The following is an 18,514-nucleotide window of genomic DNA, read 5'->3' on the forward strand; positions in this document are numbered from 1 at the left end:
ATCGCCGGCGTCGGTCAGCGTGAGTCGGGGCACGCGCCTAGGTATCGGAGGCGCACGTGCGTCCAACCCGTTCCAATAGGAGAAGAAGAACGATCCTGACCGCGGGCACCGCTGCCCTCGTCACCGCGCTGGGCCTGGTGAGCCCGCCCGTCGCGGCGGGGATGAGCGGATCGTCCCCGGACGCGTTCTCGGAGAACACCGTCCGGCAGATCGAAGCCCTTCAGTCGATCAAGAAGAGCCAGCACACCGGCGAGTCCAAAGTGGACAGCCGCCTGCTCGTCGAACAGAAACTCCGCGATCGGCGGATGTCGGCTTCCGCGGTTCCCGCACTGGGGTCTGGGGCGAATGTCTCCGCGGCCGGCACCGTACTCGTGGACATCCGGGGCCAGGTCTCGGAAGAACTTCTCAAGGGACTGCGGGAATCCGGTGCGGGGATTCGCGCGGTGTCGCAGCGCTACGGCAGTGTGCGCGCCGAGGTTCCGCTGAACGCGGTCCCGGCGATCGCGGGCCGCGCCGACGTCAAGAAGGTCGAGACCGCCAACGAGGCGTTCACCGCCCGCCAGCTCGCCGAGCCCGCCGTCGCGGGCAAGCGGGAGAGCAAGGAAGAGAAGGCCGCCCGGATCGGCGGCGAGCTGAAGAAAGCCGTCGATGCCAAGGGACAGCCCGGTATCGCGGCCGGACCGGTCACCAGCGAAGGCGACCGCGCGCACAACGCCGACACCGCGCGTCAGCAGTTCGGCGTCACCGGCGTGGGCACCAAGATCTGCGCGTTGTCCGACGGCATCGATTCGCTCGCGACCTCGCAGGCGCGCGGCGAACTCCCGGCGGGCGTCGACGTGATCCCCGGTCAGGAAGGCGACGGTGACGAGGGCACCGCGATGCTCGAGATCATCCACGATCTCGCGCCGAACGCGTCGCTCGGTTTCGCCAGCGCGTTCAACTCCGACGCCAGTTTCGCCGACAACATCCGCAAGCTGCGGTTCGACGCGGGCTGCGACGTCATCGTCGACGATGTCCTGTACTTCAAGGAATCGCCGTTCCAGGACTGGATCATCGCCCAGGCCGTGAACGACGTGACCGCCGACGGCGCGCTGTACTTCTCCTCGGCCGGTAACGAGGGCAACGTCACCGACGGCACCTCGGGCCACTGGGAAGGCGACTTCGTCGACTCCGGCAAGGGCGTCGGCAAGTTCGCCGGTACCGCGCACAACTTCGCCGGTGCCGCGGGCAACCAGATCTTCGAGCCGATCTCGGACGTCTCCTCGGCGCGGGTGCCGGTCACGCTGTTCTGGTCGGACCCGCTGGGCGCCTCGAACAACGACTACGACCTGTACCTGCTGAACGCGGCGGGCAACGTCGTGGACTTCAGCCAGGACAACCAGACCGGGACACAGGACGCCTACGAGCGAGTGGACACACCCGCCGCCGGTGGGATCGGGCTCCGGCTGGCCATCGTCAAGTTCTCGGGTGAGGGCCGCTACCTTTCGCTTTCCGCGCTGCGCGGTCGTTTCTCCGATTCGGCCGACGGTCTCAAGGCCTACACCAGCCCCGGCGTGACCGTGGGCCACTCGGCCGCGCGGGACGCGTTCAGCGTCGCGGCGGCCCCGGCGGCCAAGGCGTTCCCGCGTGCCCTCGAACCGGGCGACCCGGCCAACCCGGCGGGCCCGTTCCCCGGTGCGTTCGGCGCGACCACGAAGGTCGAACGGTTCACTTCGGACGGTCCGCGGCGGGTCTTCTTCCAGGCCGACGGCACGCCGATCACCCCGGGCAACGTGTCCGCGACCGGTGGTGAGGTCCGCGCCAAGCCGGACATCACCGCGGCCGACGGCGTCTCGACCAGCGTCACCGGCTTCACCACGTTCTACGGCACGTCGGCCGCCGCGCCGCACGCCGCCGCGATCGCGGGCCTCGTGCTTTCGGGTAACCCGGGGCTGCCTCCGGCCGACGTGCGCGAAGCACTGATCAACACCGCCGTCGACATCCTGGCCCCGGGCCGCGACAACTCCAGCGGCGCGGGCGTCATCCTCGCCGACAAGGTGCTCGCCTACACCGGCGCCAGCCCGCAGCCGCTCGCGTCCGCGGGACAGCCGACGGTCACCCCGGCCGACGGCGGCTCCGCGCTCGACCCGGGCGACACCGCCAAGGTGACCGTGCCGGTGACCAACCGCGGCGACGGCACCGCGACGTCCACCAGCGTCGTGCTCTCCAGCCCGACCCCCGGTGTCACGGTGGCGCCGCGGTCGAAGTCGTACGGCACGATCAGCCCCGGGCAGACCGGCGTGAACGACTTCACCATCACCGTTCCCGCCACGCAGGAACTCGGTGTGCCGGTGGTGCTGAACGCTCGCGTGACCTTCGCGGGTTCGTTCTCGCCGACCACGTCCACGTTCTCGCTGCCGGTCGGCACCCCGTCGCCGGTGACGCGGGACTTCGCCTACGCCGGGGCCGCGGTGGCGATCCCGGACAGCGATCCGACCGGCGTGACCGTGCCGATCACGGTGAGCGGGGTCGGGCGCGCGTCGAAGCTGACGTTCTCGGTGGACGGGGCGACCTGCAACGCCGACCAGACCTCGACGACGGTGGGCATCAACCACTCGTACGTCGGTGACCTGGTCGGCACGCTGACCTCGCCCTCGGGTGCGAAGGCGACCGTGTTCCAGCGCAGCGGCAGCTCGGGCAACAACCTGTGCCAGGTCGTCTTCGCCGACAGCGCGGCCGCCGCGTTCAGTTCGGTGAGCGCGGCGAACGCGCCGTTCACCGGCACCTACAAGCCGGTGCAGGCGCTCGGCGGCCTGGCCGCCGGTACCGCCGACGGCACCTGGACGTTCACCGCGGCGGACGTCGTCGGTGGCGACACCGGGTCGATCCGCTCGGTTTCCTTGCACGTCAACGGTTTCGTTCAGCCCGCCGTGGCTGAGCGGCCCGCGGGTGTCGGGAAGTCGGTGGGGCGCGGGCCGGTGAAGCCGGTCTAGTCCTTTCGGTGTGCGCGTGAAGGCCCCCTTCCCTCGGCTGAGCCGTGGGAAGGGGGCCTTCACGCGCTTTGGTCGCCGGCGCGAAGGCGCGACTCGCGTGACTGGACACGTAACTCGCGTGATTGGAGGCCGCACTCGCGAGTTACGTCTCTGATCACGCGAGTTACGGGCCTGATCACGCGAGTTACGTCTCCGGGAGACATCGAGCCGTACCTGCCATAGCCGCGGAACGGCAACGGCCGATCGCCTGCCGATCCGAGCCGGGCCCCGTACGTTGGACCCATGGCGAAGGAGCGGCAGGTGGCGGGCGGGGGACGGGCGGTCGAGGTCGCGCCGGATCGCCTCGAAGGCTGGTACGCCCGCTTCGCCGTTCGCAACGACGGTGTCCGCTCGACGGAACTCGGCGCGGACACCGTCACGGTCACCGCGGGCAACGGCGTCGTCGCCGTCGCGACCGTCCCTTTCGGACCGTTGAACGCCGAAGGAACCGTGCCGGGTCTCGCTGTCGGCGCGCTCGTCGAACACGCGCTGATCTCGCGAAGGATCGCGCTCCTGCTGGTGCGCCGTGGCGGGCACAGCGTCGGGATCGCGCGCGGGGGAGTGGTCGTCCAGTCCAGGACGGACCGGCATCTGGTCCAAGGCCGGTCCGCGGCGGGGGGCTGGTCGCAGCAGCGGTTCGCGCGGCGCAGGGAAGGGCAAGCACGCACAGCGCTTCGGTCCGCCGCGGATGACGCGTTCGAGGTACTCCTCCCGCAACTGTCCGAAGTGGACGCCGTCGTGCTCGGCGGCGACCGCCGGGCGCTGGAAACACTGCGTGAGGACAGGCGGCTGGCGCCGTTGTTCAAGCGCGCCGAACGTCGTGTGCTCGACATCGCCGAACCGCGCCGCACGGTGCTCGACGACGCCGCCGAACGCGCGGTCGCGGTCGAGATCACCCTCTCCGGGCCGTGACGTCGGGCACGGTCGGATAAAATCGCTCGACAGCGGCCCGTACACTGATCGTGTGGACATCCTCTTGGAGTGAGCTCCTCGCCTGCCCGACGGCAGGCGAGTCGAAGCTGTCCGCTCATCCACCCCCTTTTACCGGGAGTTCCCGTGATCACGGCCTCTGGCCTGCAGCTGCGCGCCGGTTCGCGCATTCTGCTCGACGAAACCAACGTCCGCATCCAGCAGGGCGACCGCATCGGCCTGGTCGGCCGCAACGGCGCCGGCAAGACCACCTCGCTCAAGGTGCTGGCGGGGGAGGGCGAGCCGCATGCCGGCGAGGTCCGCCGCAGCAGCGAGCTCGGCTACCTGCCGCAGGATCCGCGTGAGGGCGACCTGTCCGTCACCGCGAAAGACCGCGTGCTCTCCGCCCGCGGCCTCGACTCGTTGATGCGCAACATGGAAAAGGCGCAGACCGCGATGTCGGAGCTGGTGGACGACAAGGAACGCGACAAGGCGATCAGCCGCTACAGCCGTCTCGAAGAGCGCTTCGCCTCCCTCGGTGGGTATGCCGCCGAGAGCGAAGCGGCGCGGATCTGTTCCAACCTCGGCCTCGCCGACCGCGTGCTCGAACAGACGCTGCAAACGCTCTCGGGTGGTCAGCGCCGTCGCGTGGAGCTGGCCCGGATCCTGTTCGCCGCCGCCGAAGCGGGCGCGGGCGGCAAATCCGAGACGATCCTGCTGCTCGACGAGCCCACCAACCACCTCGACGCCGACTCCGTCACCTGGCTGCGCGGATTCCTCAAGCAGCATGACGGCGGTCTCGTCGTGATCAGTCACGACGTCGACCTGCTCGCGGACGTCGTCAACAAGGTGTGGTTCCTCGACGCGACCCGAAGCGAGCTGGACCTGTACAACATGGGCTGGCAGCGCTACCTCGACGCGCGCGCCACCGACGAGAAGCGCCGCCGTCGCGAGCGGGCGAACGCCGAGAAGAAGGCGGCCACGCTGCAGCAGCAGGCCGCGAAACTCGGTGCCAAGGCGACGAAGGCGGTGGCCGCCAAGAACATGGCCCGCCGCGCCGAGCAGATGCTGTCCGCGCTCGACGAGACCCGGCAGGCCGACAAGGTCGCCCGGATCAAGTTCCCCGAGCCCGCCCCGTGCGGCCGGACGCCGATGACCGCGGAGGGGCTCTCGAAGTCCTACGGTTCGCTCGAGATCTTCACCGGAGTGGACCTCGCGATCGATCGCGGTTCGAAGGTCGTCGTACTCGGATTGAACGGTGCCGGAAAGACGACTTTGCTCCGCTTGCTCGGCGGAATGGAAACTCCGGATACCGGCGGGGTCATTCCGGGTCACGGATTGCGTTTGGGCTATTACGCACAGGAACATGAAACGCTCGACCACGATGCGTCCGTGTGGGAAAATATCCGTCACCTTGCCCCGGACACGGGAGCGCAAGAGTTGCGGAACCTTCTCGGGTCGTTCCTCTTCACCGGCGAGCAACTCGATCAGCCCGCCGGCACGCTCTCAGGTGGTGAGAAGACGAGGCTCGCGCTCGCCGGTCTGGTGTCCAGCGCTGCCAACGTTTTGCTGCTCGACGAGCCGACGAACAACCTGGATCCGGCCAGCCGTGCCCAGGTCCTGGACGCTTTGCGCAGCTTCGCCGGAGCCGTCGTCCTGGTGACGCACGACCCGGGCGCCGTCGAGGCACTGGAGCCGGAACGCGTGATCCTGCTGCCGGACGGAACCGAGGACCATTGGTCGGCGGATTATCTGGAACTTGTCCAGCTTGCGTGACGCCTGCGTCCGTTCGGGTGCTTGATCGATGCCATCCGGCCACTGAAATGGCCCAATGTGATCGCGGTTTCGCCAGTTTTGCGCTCGTCGTCTGGCATTCCGGCGCTCAGTGTTCGATCATTGCGGCGACAGGGGCCGTTATGTGGCCCAGAACACTCTCGGCGGGAAGGCGATCGACGTGGCTGATCTCAAGAAAGGCGCGCGGATCACCGGCAACACGCGTGACAAGCTGGCCGCTGACCTGAAGAAGAAATACGAGAAGGGCTCGAGCATCCGCGCCCTCGCGGAGTCCACGGGTCGCTCGTACGGGTTCGTGCACCGGGTCCTCTCGGAGTCCGGCGTCCAGCTGCGCGGCCGTGGCGGTGCCACCAGGGTCAAGAAGAAGTAGTCACGAGGAAGTAGCGGACTGCTGCGCGGGGGGCGCAGTTCCCTTTCCAGGGACCGCTGTTTCACGGGTTTCCGCGGCCAGGAAGGCCAGCCTGGCACCGAGCAGGACCAGCGGATACACCAGGTACCCGTACCTGGTCGCCGGAGTGAGCATGATCAGCGCGACGAGCCCGACGGCCATGCGCAGCAGCGCGTCCGAACCGGTCGCGGGAGGACGGCGCAACAGCCAGACCAGGATCGCGACGGCCGCGATCCCGAGCAGGGTGAAGGAAATCGCCGTGCCCACCGGGCCGAGCGAGGCGATGAGGTGGCCGGGCAACGGGCTCGCCGCCGGTGACTTGAGCACGCCGATTCCCAGCGGGAACCGGAAGACGTGTTCGACGAAAGCCTTGGGGTCGACCAGGTAGACGGGTACGTGCAGGACGAGTGTCGTCACCACGAGTGCCGCGGCGAATCCGCCCAGTGCGCGAGGACCACGCCGTGTGATCAACAGGACACCCAGCACCACGATCGCGGGCGCGACGATGAGTTTCGCGCTGACCACCAGTGCCAGCACCAGGCCCGACAGCACCGCGCGGCCGGTCGCGGCCAGCGCGAAGGACAGCACCAACAGGCCGACGATGGCCAGATCCGGGCCGGCGACCGCCCAGGTCAGCGCGGTCAGCGGGCAGGCGAGCGCGAGTTGCGCCGCACTGACCGGGATCTTCGGCCACTTCAGCAGCCGCAGCGTCAGCAGCACACACGTGACGGCCGCCAGCGCGAACATCCAGCGCGCGTCGGTGAGGGCGTTCGCGACCGGTCCGCCGCCGGACAAGGCACGCGGCAGCCCGAAGACGGTCATCACCGGACCGTATGGTGTGTAATCGTTTACTTCCACCGCGCGACCGAGCGCGGTGACGTCGACGTACGGGGTTCCGTTCTCCAGAAGGAGTTTCGCCGATCGTTCGATCACCCAGACCTCGGGCTGGGCGGCCCACGAGTTCGGCGTGACGAGCCAGTCCACTCCGGTCAGACGGCGAATGACGAGCATTCCCAACGGAAGGATCATCGCGAACAGGCCGATCGCCCCGATACCGATCCACCGCGAGCCGAACATGCCGGACGTGCGTTTGCCGCGCCGCGCGGCGACCAGCAGCCAGCCGGAGTGGACCGCGGCGAGGCCGTAACCCGCTACAGCGAAGTTCGCCCACACGCGATAACCGTAGAACTCCGCGACGGCCGTGTTCACGACGGCGAAGACGAGGCAGCCCGTGTAGAAGACCAGGTCTGTGGTCAGTCGTCGCCGGTCGGGGTCCATGGTCACCGGCTCAGGCTACCGACGTGGCCGCGTCCGCCGGAAAGAGGACGCGGAAACCGGGAAGCATCCGGTGTGCTCCGGTGTTGGTGATGCTTATATCCGGGAAAACCCTCGACTAATATCGAGGTTCTGGGGGTAAGAGAGGGTTCTCATGGACAACACTTGGTCGCTGATGAACTCGGCGATGAAGTCCGCCGACGTTCCGAAGGGTCTGCACAAGGGCACGCTCCGCCGTGTCGCACGGTTCGCCAGGCCGCATTGGCGGAGGCTGCTGGTATTCCTGGTGCTCACCGTCGTGTCGGCGGTGCTGGCGGTGAGCACGCCGGTGCTGGCCGGGAAGGTGGTCGACGCGATCATCGGCGGGCACGACGTCGCACTGGTGGTGTGGCTGGCCGTGGTGATCGCGGTGCTGGCGCTGATCGACGCCGGACTCGGGCTGGCGGAACGGGCGCAGTCGTCGAGGATCGGCGAGGGGATCATCCTCGACCTGCGGCTCGCGGTGTACCGGCACGTGCAGCGGATGCCGGTCGCGTTCTTCACGCGCACCCGCACCGGCGCGCTGGTGAGCAGGCTCAACAACGACGTCATCGGCGCGCAGCGCACGTTCACCGCGACACTGTCCGGATTGGTCACCAACGTGATCCAGCTCGTGCTGTCGCTGGTGGTCATGATGACGCTGTCCTGGCAGGTCACGCTGCTGGCGCTGGTGCTGCTGCCGGTGTTCATCCTGCCGACGCGGCGGCTCGGACGGCGGATGGCCGCGCTGCAGCGGGAGGCCGGGCAGCTCAACGCGTCGATGACCACGCAGATGACCGAACGGTTCTCCGCGCCGGGCGCCACGCTGGTGAAGCTGTTCGGCGACCCGGCGCGTGAGGCGGGCGACTTCGGCTCGCGGGCCGGGCGGGTGCGCGACATCGGGGTGCGGACGGCGATGCTGACGCGCTGGTTCCTGACGAGTCTGACCACGGTCTCCGCGCTCGCGCAGGCCTTGGTCTACGGGCTGGGCGGCTACCTCGCGCTGACCGGGGCGCTCGCGCCGGGCACCGTCGCCGCGCTGGCGTTGCTGCTGACCAGGCTGTACTCGCCGCTCACCGCGCTGGCGAACGTCCGGGTGGACGTGATGACCGCGCTGGTTTCGTTCGAGCGGGTCTTCGAGGTGCTCGACCTCAAGCCGATGATCGAAGAGAAGCCGGAGCCGCGCCGCGTTCCCGAAGGCCCGGTTTCGGTGGAGTTCTCGGACGTCCGGTTCGGCTACCCCGCCGCGGACCGGTATTCGCTGGCGTCGTTGGAGGATGTGTCCACTTTGGATCACCGAGGTGGCGAAGAGGTGTTGCACGGCATCAGCTTCCGCGCCGAACCCGGGCAGATGGTGGCGTTGGTCGGTTCGTCCGGGGCGGGCAAGTCGACGATCGCCTCGCTGCTGCCGCGCCTCTACGACGTCGACGCCGGATCGGTCCGCTTGTCCGATGTGGATGTTCGCGACCTGGGTTTCGCCGCGCTGCGGGAAACCGTCGGCGTGGTGACCCAGGACGGGCACCTCTTCCACGACACGATCCGGGCGAACCTCGAATACGCGCGGCCCGGCGTCACCGATGCCGAGATCTGGTCGGCGCTGGAGAAGGCGCGGCTGGCCCAGCTGATCCGGGACCTGCCGGACGGGCTGGAGACCCTGGTGGGGGAGCGGGGCTACCGGCTCTCCGGCGGGGAACGGCAGCGGCTGACCATCGCCCGGCTCCTGCTGGCGCAGCCGAGGGTCGTCGTCCTCGACGAGGCGACCGCGCATCTGGACTCGCAGTCCGAGGCCGCCGTGGGCGAGGCGCTGACCGACGCGCTCGACGGGCGGACCGCGCTGGTCATCGCGCACCGGTTGTCGACGGTGCGGGCGGCCGACCAGATCCTGGTGATCGAGCACGGGGAGATCGTCGAGCGGGGAACGCACGAGGAGCTCCTCGCGCGGGAAGGGCGCTACTCGGCGCTGTACCTGACGCAGTTTTCGGAGGAGCCTGCTGCCGCGTGACCGGATGCTATGAACGGACCGTTCCTTGCAAAATTTGCAAGGAACGGTCCGTTCATAGCGCGCGTGGGGGCCCGGCGGCGGTGCGCTCGCAATCCGCGCGGGCGAGGAGCTAGCGGAGAGCGGGGACCCGCTCGCCGTACTTGGCCAGCAGCGCGGCGTTGGCCTCGTCGCCACCGTCCACGTTGGAACTGCGCCACAGCGGGATGTCGACGCCCTGCGCCGCACCGAGGTCCACGACCTCGGCGAGGACGAGGTTCCACAGGAACGCGTTGATCACAGTGGACAGTGGTGCGGTCCGCGGCGCGTCCGGCGGGTAGCTCGAGTCGCCGGGGCGGACGTGGGAGTCGAGCACGATGCTCGCTTCTTCGATCAGGGTCGTCGCCGCCCGTTTGGGTGCCGCGGCCACGGACGCGGCCGAACTCACCGCGATGACCGATGCCCCGCGCTTCCGCGCACCGGCGGCCAGTTCGACCGGGTACGGGTTGACGCCCGAGGTCGAGAACACCACCAGCAGGTCGTCCGGACCCGGCGCGCGCTCGGCCAGCACCTCTTCGGCGAGCCCGGAGCGGCGCTCGGTCTTGGTGCTGTGCTGCGCGCCGTGCAGCGGCAGCAGTTCGGGGTGGTAGACCGGGTACACGCAGGCGAGGCCGCCCGCGCGGTAGAAGGTCTCGGCGACCGCGGCCAGCGAATGCCCGGCCCCGGCGGTGAACACCAGGGCGTCCGCCCGGATGACGTCCAGGATCAGCTCGGCCGATTTCCGGATCTGCGCCGCGTTACCCCGTTCGGCTTCCGCGAGCCGTTCGGCGACGTCTGCATAACGTTCGGTGGTGCTCACCACATCCGCCCTTCCGTCTGGAGGTCAGCGACGAATGTATCGCGTGGACCAATGGCCGAAGTGGAATACATCGGGTCATGATCGAGGTTGACCCGATCACTGCGGCCGGGGTTTCGGAGACTGGAGGGCCCAGGGTGAACGAGGCGGATCCCGCGGTGCGGACTTGGCGAGCACGCGGCCAGGTGAAAGCCGTGGTGCTGGTACTGCACGGCGGCGCGGAGCACAGTCACGCCCGCGTGGCGCCGTGGCGGCTGGCGTACCAGCGGATGGTGCCGCTGGCGAAGGACGTCCACCGGGCGTGCCGGGGGCACGGGGTCGAGGTGCGGCTGCTGCGCAACCGGATCTACGGCTGGAACGACCACGGTACCGACGCGCTCGCCGACGCGCGCTGGGCTTTGAAACAGATCCACGACGATCACCCGGATGTGCCGGTGGTCCTCGTCGGTCATTCGATGGGCGGGCGGGTCGCCCTGCGCGTCGCCGACGATCCGGCCGTGGCCGGCGTCTGCGCGCTGGCACCGTGGACACCACCGGGTGAATCCATCGACGCCGTGGGCGGTCGCGCCGTGCTCATCGCGCACGGGACCAAGGACCGGATGACCGATCCGGTGGCCTCACACGCTTTCGCCGAACGTGCCGAAAAGGTGACGTCGCGGTCCGCACGGTTCGAGATCGGTGGCGAAGGACACGCGATGCTGCGCAGATCCCGCGTCTGGAACCGCCTCGTACGGGCTTTCACCCTCGAGCTGATCGAAGCCGGGGGAATCGACGAAACACTGAGCGGGGCCTGGAGACGGCCGACCTCGGAACGGCTGCGGATCCCGGTCTGAACCGGGTGGGAGGGAGTACTCATGTCCACGTTCAGCGTCGATCGGGCGGCAGGTTCGTCCGGCCTGCCCGTCCCTGACGAAACCCGGTGGCCGGGGCTGGCCACCCCGCCGCATTCCCCGTTCCGGGCGCGGATCGCCGAGCAGTTGTTCCGGCACGCGGTGCGCCCGTTGAACGTCCGCGTGCGCATGCCCGACGGCTCGCAGCTGGGCGCGGGCGGCCCGGACGCGCCCGAGATGCGGCTCAACCGTCCCGCCGCCTTCTTCCACCGCCTCGGCGTGGACGCGAAGATCGGCTTCGGCGAGGCCTACCTGGTCGGCGACTGGACGAGCGACGCGCTCGCCGAGGTGCTGACCCCGTTCGCGGAACGGATGGCGACGCTCGTCCCGCCGCTGCTGCAACGGTTCCGCCGGTTCGTCGACCGCGGCCACCCCGCGACCGAGGAGAACACCGTGGCGGGGGCGCGGGCGAACATCCATCGCCACTACGACCTGTCCAACGAGCTGTTCGGCACGTTCCTGGACCCGTCGATGATGTACTCGTCGGCGTTGTTCGGCCCGGACGACGACCTCACCACCGCGCAGCACCGCAAGATCGACAGCGTCCTGGACTACGCGGGTGTCCGGGAAGGCAGCACGGTGCTCGAGATCGGCACCGGCTGGGGCGAACTCTCGATCCGGGCCGCCGCACGCGGGGCCAGGGTCACGTCACTGACCATTTCCGAGGAACAGGCGAAGCTGGCGACCGAGCGCATCGCGGCGGCGGGTTTCGCCGACCGCGTCGACGTCCGGCTGTGTGACTACCGCGACTCGACCGGCGAGTACGACGCCGTGGTCAGCGTCGAGATGATCGAGGCCGTCGGCGAGTCCTACTGGCCCACGTTCTTCGAGACCATCGGGAAGCGGCTGAAGCCGGGCGGCAGATTCGGCCTCCAGGCCATCACCATGGACCACGAACGCATGCTCGCCGCGGCCCGTTCGTACACCTGGATGCACAAGTACGTCTTCCCCGGCGGGCTCATCCCGTCGACCACCTCGATCGAGCAGGGCATGCTGGCCAACACCCGGCTGACCCTGCAAGGGGTGCGCGAGTTCGGCCAGGACTACGCGCACACGTTGCGGCTGTGGCGGGAGAGGTTCACCCAGCGGTGGGACGACATCACCGAACTGGGCTTCGACGACGTCTTCAAGCGGATGTGGGAGTTCTACCTGGCGTACTCCGAAGCGGGGTTCCGCTCGGGGTATCTCAAGGTCCACCAGTTCGGATTCGCCGAAAACGGACGGTGAACGCCACCCAACCGATGCGGGGTGCCGGACGTCCTTCACCTAGGGTCTGCGGTTGACTGGGCCTACACGCGAAATCGGGACGGGTGATTCGGCATGACGTATGGAGGCGACGACCGAGGGCGACGGATGCCGCCACAGCGGCCGCCGTCCGGCCGCCCCCGGCGGCACCAGCCGGCGCAGATGATGCCGCTGCCGGGCCGGGGGAGCAGCCCGTACGACGAGCGGACCGCGCCCATGGGGCACGGGGGCCAGGAACGCCCCGCCGGTCCGCCACCGCGTCGTCCCGGCCCGCCGCAGCCCCCTCCCGGCCGCTCGGCCGCGCGGCCGAGGCCGCCGGCGCGACGCAAGCGCTGGGGTTTCGGCAAGGTGCTGGTCACCCTGCTGACCGTGTTCGTGGTGTTCCTCGCCGGCGTGTGGGTGTACCTGGAGTTCTCCATCAACCGCGTCGACGCGCTGGCCGAATACTCCGGCCGCCCCGTCGCGGCCGAGGGCACCAACTGGCTGATCGTGGGCTCCGACAGCCGGGACGGGCTGACGCCCGAAGAGCAGGAGAAGCTGGTCACCGGTGACTCCAAGGCCGCCGGCGGCGGCAAGCGGACCGACACCATCATGATCGCGCACGTCCCGTCCAACAGCACCAAGCCGACGCTGCTGAGCCTCCCGCGCGACTCGCAGGTGGCCATCCCGGGGCACGGCAAGAACAAGATCAACGCCGCGTTCTCGATCGGCGGCCCGGCACTGCTCGCGCAGACCGTCGAAGGCGCCACCGGCCTGCGCATCGACCACTACGCCGAGATCGGCTTCGGCGGGTTCGCCAAGATCGTCGACGCGATCGGCGGGGTCCACATGTGCGTCGAGAAGCCGATGGAGGACACCCTCACCGGGATCAAGATCCCCGCGGGCTGCCAGGACCTCCAGGGGCCGCAGGCGCTCGGGTTCGTCCGCATGCGGCACAGCGACGCGACGCCGCGCTCGGACCTCGACCGCGTCGCCAACCAGCGCAAGTTCATCGGCGCGCTGGTCAGCGAGATCGGCAGCCCCGGCACCCTGCTGAACCCGTTCTCGCTGTTCCCGTTGCTGTCAACGGGGCCCGACGCGCTGACGATGGACACCGGCGACCACGTGCACAACCTGGTGGGGCTGGCGCTGGCGATGCGCGGGATCTCCTCGGGCGGCGTCGTCACCACGACGGTGCCGGTGACCAACGGCTCGGCGGAGAACTGGGACAAGACGAAGTCGAAGCTGCTTTTCGACGCGTTGAAGAACGACACGGAGATCCCGGACAGCGCGATCCTGACCTGATGACCTGATCATCGGTCCTTCCGGCGCCATGAACGGTCCTTTCCTTGCAAATTTTGCCAGGAAAGGACCGTTCCTAGCGTCTGCGGGGGCTCGCGTGCTTCGGACGCTGCTCGCTGCCGGGCCGATGTCATGAAAGGGTCGTTCAGGACGTTTTTCGTCCTGAACGACCCTTTCATGACACCCGCGAGGCCGTCCGGGGCCCGAAAACCGGAGGCGCCCGGAGCGAAGGCGAGTCACCATGGGCGGATGGAAGCGCCCGCCGAGACCCTTGCCGACGAAGTCGTCACGCTGCGCCGCTGGCAGCCGCGGCAACTCGAAGCCCTCGCCGTCGTCGCGGGGGATTCCGCCGCGCATCTCGGCGCGTGGATGCTCTGGGCCACCAACGGTTACGGCCGTCGCGAAGCTGCCGGCTTCCTGGAGAACACCGCAAGGAACTGGGCCGAAGGCAAGACCTACGATTTCGCGATCCTCGCCGAGGACGAAATCGTCGGCGGCACGGGCATGATCATCCATCCGGACCGGATCGAGATCGGCTACTGGCTCGGCAGGCACCACACCGGTCGCGGCTTCGTGACCAGGGCCGCGAAGCTCCTGGCCGACGAGGCGTTCCGGCTCGGCGCGCCGGAGGTCGAGATCCGGCACGACGAGAACAACGTCGCGAGCGGCGCCGTGCCCGCGCGGCTGGGGTTCACGATGATCGGTGACGAGGCCACCGAACCGCCGCTCGCCCCCGCCTGCGCGGGTGTCACCAGGATCTGGCGGCTCAAGCGTCCTTAGTCTTGCGCTCGCGCAAAGCGGCGAGTGCCTTGTCGGCGTGCACGGTGAACTTCAGTTCGCTCTTGATCACTTCGAGCACCTTGCGGTCGGTGTCGATGACGAAGGTGTGCCGTTTGGCGTGCAGCGGGCTGAACTTGCGCCACACGCCGAACTGTTTCGCCACCACACCGTCCACATCGGACAGCAGGGGATAGTCGAAGCCGTGTTGGGCCGAGAACTCCCGCTGTTTGGCGACGGCGTCCGGGCTGATCCCGACGCGATGCGCGCCCACCTCGGCGAATTCGGCGGCCAGATCGCGGAAGTGGCAGCTTTCCGCGGTGCAGCCGCTGGTCATCGCGGCGGGGTAGAAGAACAGCACGACCGGGCCGGACGCGAGGAAGTCCGACAGCGTGCGCTGCTCGCCCTTGTCGTCGGGAAGGGTGAAGTCCGGGGCGATGTCACCTTGGTCCATGGACGCGATCCTGTCACGTCAATGGGCGTGGCGTTCGATGAGCTCGTCGACCTCGTCCCCGGTCGCGGAATCCGCGACGAACGAACCGCGCGCGGCGAGCACGCCGTACCGCCGGAGCCGCTCGGCCTGTTCGTGATTGTGGACGCCTTCCGCGCCGATGCGAAGTTTCAGCTCCTTGGCCCTGGCGACCAGCTGGCACAGGTGGCGGACGTCGGCCTCGTCCTCGCCGTCGGCCAGCGCGTCGACCACGGCGCCGGACAGGCTCACGTGGCGGACCGGCAGCCGGTGCCGCGGGATCAGCTCGAGATCGTCGGAGCCGGAGATCGTCAGCACGAGCTGGGCGCCCAGATCGGCCAGTACGGCGAAGGAGTCGAGCACCTCGCCGCCTCCGTCGAGGATGGATTCGCGGTCCGTGCACAACCGCAAGGCCTGGGCGGGCAGGCTGTGCCGGTCGAGCTGTTCCTTGACCAGCAGCACCAGATCGGGCTCGATGGCCAGCCGGTTCGGCAGCCGCACGCACACGTCGGGCGCGGCTTCGCCGAACCTGTTCCGCCACCTCGCGGTGGCGGCGAGCGATTCGGCCAGCAGCCACCGGCCGAGCGGGATGGTCATTCCGGTGATCTGCGCGAGCGGGTAGAACTCGTCCGAGTCCAGTTCGCCCTTCTCCGGGTGGCTCCAGCGCAATCCGGCGTTGACGGCGGCCAGCTGGTCGGGGTTCGCGAGCTTCACCGTCGGCTGGTAGATCAGCGAGAACTCGCCGTTCTCCAGCGCGCCCGCGATGACCGCGCCCAGCTGGTAGCGACCCCGGTCACGCGCGTCGAGTTCCGGATCGAACAGCATCCATTGCGCCTTGCCCGCCTCCTTGGCGCGGTGCAGGGCGATTTCCGCGGCGCGAAGCAGGTCTTCGGGGCCGCCGTCGGCGATCGGGCGGACGACGATGCCCGCGCTCGCGCTGACCCCGATACCGTGCCCGCCGAGGTAGATCGGCTCGACCAGTTCCTCCAGAGCCTGCTCGACCAGCGCGATCACCTCGGGTGGGGTGAAGTCGCCGTGCAGCAGGACGGCGAATCCGTCGCCGGACAGCCGGGCGACCGAACCGCCGTGCCTGCCGGTGAAGACGGACGTGAGCTTCTTCGCGACCCCGCGCAGCACCGGATCGCCGACGCCGGCGCCCAGACCGTCGTTGATCACCTTGAAGCCGTCGACGTCGAGGTAGACGAGCGCGATCTGCTCGCTGCCGGACCCCGCCAGTGCGGCTTCGAGCGCGTTGCCGAAGGCGGTGGCGTTCGGCAGGCCGGTCAGCGGGTCGTGCACGTTCTGGTGCAGCAGTTGTTCCTGCAGCAGGTGGATCTCGTTGGCGTCGGCGACCATCAGCACCGGATAGGTCGAACCGGGCCGGTCACCGGGCAGATCGGTCAGGGTCACGTCGACCCAGAGCGGGCCTTCCTCGCTGTGGGTCAGCAGCAGGCGTTCCTGCTGCGTCGGCCTTCCTGCCGTCATGAGTTGCGAGAGCGCGTTCCGCAGCCGGGTGACGTCGTGGTCGGCGGAGCCGAGATCGGGGATCTCCCGTCCGCGCAGTGTGGCGGGACGGCAGCCGAGGAGTTTGCCGAGGGCGGCGTTCGCCTCGACGATCGTGCCGTGGGGATCGGCGAGCGCGATCCCGATGGGCGAGGCGGAATAGAGCTTGGAGAAGCGCCGCACAGCGGGCTGGTGATCGGGCTCGGCCCGCACGGCGTCCTTGGCGACGCCGAGCAGCAGCTGTTCGAGTTGCTCCTTGGGAAGCGATACTCCTTTAGTGTCAGCGAGCGTCTCGGCCCATCTCCGAGCTACGTCCACCAACCCTGGCGCGGAACCAGGCTCGGGCACACTTCACCTCTTCATGCGCGGTTTATGGCCAGCTCAGACCGGGTGTCCGAACTCATGGGCCCACACTAGGTATGAGCCGACCGGGTGTAGTGCCACGGCATCATGCGCGATCCGGGGTGTCTACCGGCTGAAAGGGTGATCGCTACTACACGAGTGGTGACCGGATGTCACCAAGAGTACTCGATCGTGAATGTCCGTTTGGTCGGAGTTCAGCGCGTTGCCAGCCGGATCGGCAGGCCGTCCGCGGGAACGGGCAGCGAGACATAGTCCCAGCGTGCGGTGTAGTCCTCCGGGACCGACCACCGATACGCCCGCAGCATCTCGTGCAGCAGTGCCTTCACCTCGAACGTCCCGAAATGCAGGCCGATGCACTTGTGCGCGCCGCCGCCGAACGGCATCCACGCGTAGCGGTGCGACTTGTCCTCGCGGCGTTCCTCGCCGAAGCGTTCCGGGTCGAACCGCATCGGGTCGGTCCAGTACTCCGGCGCGAAATGGTTGACGGTGGGGGAAACCCCGACGAGTGTCCCTTCGGGAATGAAGTGGCCGAGAACCTCGGTGTCCTTCACGGTCTTCCTTGCCAGCGAAGGAACCGGCGCCACCAGCCGCAGGGCTTCCTTGATCACCAGGTCCAGCGTCGTCAGGGTCTCCAGCGCCTCGATGTCCGGCACGTCGTCGCCGAGCGCGAGGGACTCCTGGCGGGCACGTTCCTGCCATTCGGGGTTCTTCGCGAGGTGGTAGACGGCCGCGGCGCTGGTGATGGTCGACGTGTCGTGCGCGGCCATCATCAGGAAGATCATGTGGTTGACGACGTCGGAGTCGGTGAAGCGATCACCGTCTTCGGTGGTGGCGTGGCACAAGGCGGTGAAGAGGTCGTCGCCGTCGCTCGCCCGTTTCGCGGGCAGATTCGCCGAGAAGTAGCGTTCGAGGACCTTGCGGCCGTGCAGACCAGCCGCCCAGCGGCCGCCGGGAACGGGAAAGCGCACGATGGCCGTGCCCGCGCGCACGGAATTCACGAACGCGCGGTTGATCGCGGCCGCGTCGTCGCCGGATCGCATGCCCATGAACACCCGCGTCGCGACGTCGAGCGTGAGTTGCTTGAGGGACCAGTAGATCCGCGGGTTCGGCCGGTCCGCCCACGCGGCGATGCCCTCCCGCAGGGCCGGGCCCATCTGGTCGACGTAGCCGGTGAGCCGTTGCCGGGTGAACGCCGCCTGCATGATCCGGCGGTGCAGGTGATGCTCGCCGAAGTCGAGCAGCATCAGGCCGCGGTCGAAGAACTGCTCGATGAAGAACTTCCAGCCCTCCTGGGAGAAGGCCTTGTCCTTGTTCACCAACGCGATCTGCGTGGCCTCCGGGCCGGAGAGCGCGACGATGCGGCGGCCGAACGCGCCCATCCACGACACCGGGCCGTAGGTCTCGTAGCGTTTGAGGCCGAACTCGATGCCGAAGCGCATGAAGTCCAGCGCGTGCCCGATGACCGGCGGGCCTTCGTCGCCGAGGACGGGTTTGAGGCCCGGCGGGGCGGGCGCGAGTTCGCGGACCGGCCAGGTCGCGCCGAGCCAGCGCTGGTCGACCGAACGCGGCAAGGGGATCGACGTGAGCGGTGGGACCCGCTCGCGCAGCGCCCCGGTGACCTTTTCGACGGCGTTCGCCATGGTGACCATCTCCCCGCTGAGATCGGCTACCGCTCCACCATCGCACCCTTATTGACGTTCTGACAATACCTCGGCGGAAGTCCGTGAGGGCCTCCTTCCCTACTTTCAGGGTAGGGA

At 68.8% G+C, this 18,514-nt stretch carries 14 protein-coding genes; 9 read left to right on the forward strand and 5 right to left on the reverse strand.

The window, feature by feature from the left end:
* Positions 1-92 precede the first annotated feature (92 nt).
* The 4 genes from DMH03_RS22180 (at position 93) to DMH03_RS22195 (ending at position 6,084) form a co-directional block, all read left to right on the forward strand.
* Positions 93-2,972 (forward strand): S8 family serine peptidase, encoded by a 2,880-nt coding sequence (locus DMH03_RS22180; protein ID WP_125794033.1) that lies wholly within the window; start codon positions 93-95, stop codon positions 2,970-2,972.
* A gap of 282 nt (positions 2,973-3,254) precedes the next feature.
* A complete protein-coding gene (locus DMH03_RS22185) occupies positions 3,255-3,923 on the forward strand; it encodes an acVLRF1 family peptidyl-tRNA hydrolase (protein ID WP_199748966.1) in 669 nt (222 codons plus the stop codon).
* A gap of 144 nt (positions 3,924-4,067) precedes the next feature.
* Complete coding sequence (locus DMH03_RS22190; RefSeq protein ID WP_125793848.1) at positions 4,068-5,696, forward strand: ABC-F family ATP-binding cassette domain-containing protein; 1,629 nt, start codon at positions 4,068-4,070, stop codon at positions 5,694-5,696.
* A 178-nt stretch (positions 5,697-5,874) separates the two neighbouring features.
* The gene (locus tag DMH03_RS22195) at positions 5,875-6,084 is read left to right on the forward strand and encodes a helix-turn-helix domain-containing protein (RefSeq protein WP_003071237.1); all 210 of its coding nucleotides are present in this window, start codon (positions 5,875-5,877) and stop codon (positions 6,082-6,084) included.
* On the opposite strand, the gene DMH03_RS22200 is transcribed toward DMH03_RS22195, so the two are convergent.
* Complete coding sequence (locus tag DMH03_RS22200) at positions 6,085-7,386, reverse strand: glycosyltransferase 87 family protein (protein ID WP_125793849.1); 1,302 nt, start codon at positions 7,384-7,386, stop codon at positions 6,085-6,087.
* A 145-nt stretch (positions 7,387-7,531) separates the two neighbouring features.
* On the opposite strand from DMH03_RS22200, the gene DMH03_RS22205 reads away from it, so the two are divergent.
* Positions 7,532-9,397, forward strand: a complete 1,866-nt coding sequence (locus DMH03_RS22205; RefSeq protein WP_125793850.1) for an ABC transporter ATP-binding protein — start codon at positions 7,532-7,534, stop codon at positions 9,395-9,397.
* Positions 9,398-9,506: 109 nt separating this feature from the next.
* On the opposite strand, the gene DMH03_RS22210 is transcribed toward DMH03_RS22205, so the two are convergent.
* A complete protein-coding gene (locus DMH03_RS22210; RefSeq protein WP_125783797.1) occupies positions 9,507-10,235 on the reverse strand; it encodes an SIS domain-containing protein in 729 nt (242 codons plus the stop codon).
* Positions 10,236-10,366: 131 nt separating this feature from the next.
* Between DMH03_RS22210 and DMH03_RS22215 the strand changes: the two genes are divergently transcribed.
* From DMH03_RS22215 to DMH03_RS22230, 4 genes are all read left to right on the forward strand, one after another.
* Positions 10,367-11,062, forward strand: a complete 696-nt coding sequence (locus DMH03_RS22215) for an alpha/beta hydrolase (protein WP_125793851.1) — start codon at positions 10,367-10,369, stop codon at positions 11,060-11,062.
* Between the two features lie 21 nt (positions 11,063-11,083).
* Positions 11,084-12,346, forward strand: coding sequence for a cyclopropane-fatty-acyl-phospholipid synthase family protein (locus DMH03_RS22220; protein ID WP_125793852.1), 1,263 nt, complete (start codon positions 11,084-11,086; stop codon positions 12,344-12,346).
* 126 nt (positions 12,347-12,472) lie between these two features.
* Entirely contained in the window at positions 12,473-13,648 is a 1,176-nt protein-coding gene (locus DMH03_RS22225) for an LCP family protein (protein WP_233611579.1), read from the forward strand.
* 246 nt (positions 13,649-13,894) lie between these two features.
* On the forward strand, positions 13,895-14,425 hold the full coding sequence (locus DMH03_RS22230; RefSeq protein WP_125793854.1) for a GNAT family N-acetyltransferase: 531 nt from the start codon (positions 13,895-13,897) through the stop codon (positions 14,423-14,425).
* Here the strand turns inward: DMH03_RS22230 and DMH03_RS22235 are convergent.
* The 3 genes from DMH03_RS22235 to DMH03_RS22245 form a co-directional block, all read right to left on the reverse strand.
* Entirely contained in the window at positions 14,412-14,876 is a 465-nt protein-coding gene (locus DMH03_RS22235) for a peroxiredoxin (RefSeq protein WP_125793855.1), read from the reverse strand. The two genes, DMH03_RS22230 and DMH03_RS22235, sit on opposite strands and share 14 nt — an antisense overlap.
* Positions 14,877-14,894: 18 nt before the next feature.
* Positions 14,895-16,742 carry a bifunctional diguanylate cyclase/phosphodiesterase gene (locus tag DMH03_RS22240; RefSeq protein WP_233611580.1) on the reverse strand — a complete coding sequence of 616 codons (1,848 nt, stop codon included), beginning with the start codon at positions 16,740-16,742 and terminating at the stop codon, positions 14,895-14,897.
* 209 nt (positions 16,743-16,951) lie between these two features.
* The gene (locus DMH03_RS22245) at positions 16,952-18,397 is read right to left on the reverse strand and encodes a cytochrome P450 (protein WP_199748967.1); all 1,446 of its coding nucleotides are present in this window, start codon (positions 18,395-18,397) and stop codon (positions 16,952-16,954) included.
* Positions 18,398-18,514 lie beyond the last annotated feature (117 nt).

The organism is Amycolatopsis sp. WAC 01376 (genome assembly GCF_003947415.1).
Classification (GTDB): Bacteria; Actinomycetota; Actinomycetes; order Mycobacteriales; family Pseudonocardiaceae; genus Amycolatopsis.

What these genes read in the sequence shown, in the direction of transcription:
- DMH03_RS22185 (WP_199748966.1), top strand. Translation starts at nt 3,255, where the DNA reads ATGGCGAAGGAGCGGCAGGTGGCGGGCGGGGGACGGGCGGTCGAGGTC.
- DMH03_RS22205 (WP_125793850.1), top strand. Translation starts at nt 7,532, where the DNA reads ATGGACAACACTTGGTCGCTGATGAACTCGGCGATGAAGTCCGCCGAC.
- DMH03_RS22220 (WP_125793852.1), top strand. Translation starts at nt 11,084, where the DNA reads ATGTCCACGTTCAGCGTCGATCGGGCGGCAGGTTCGTCCGGCCTGCCC.
- DMH03_RS22225 (WP_233611579.1), top strand. Translation starts at nt 12,473, where the DNA reads ATGCCGCCACAGCGGCCGCCGTCCGGCCGCCCCCGGCGGCACCAGCCG.
- DMH03_RS22230 (WP_125793854.1), top strand. Translation starts at nt 13,895, where the DNA reads ATGGAAGCGCCCGCCGAGACCCTTGCCGACGAAGTCGTCACGCTGCGC.
- DMH03_RS22235 (WP_125793855.1), bottom strand. Translation starts at nt 14,876, where the DNA reads ATGGACCAAGGTGACATCGCCCCGGACTTCACCCTTCCCGACGACAAG.
- DMH03_RS22245 (WP_199748967.1), bottom strand. Translation starts at nt 18,397, where the DNA reads ATGGCGAACGCCGTCGAAAAGGTCACCGGGGCGCTGCGCGAGCGGGTC.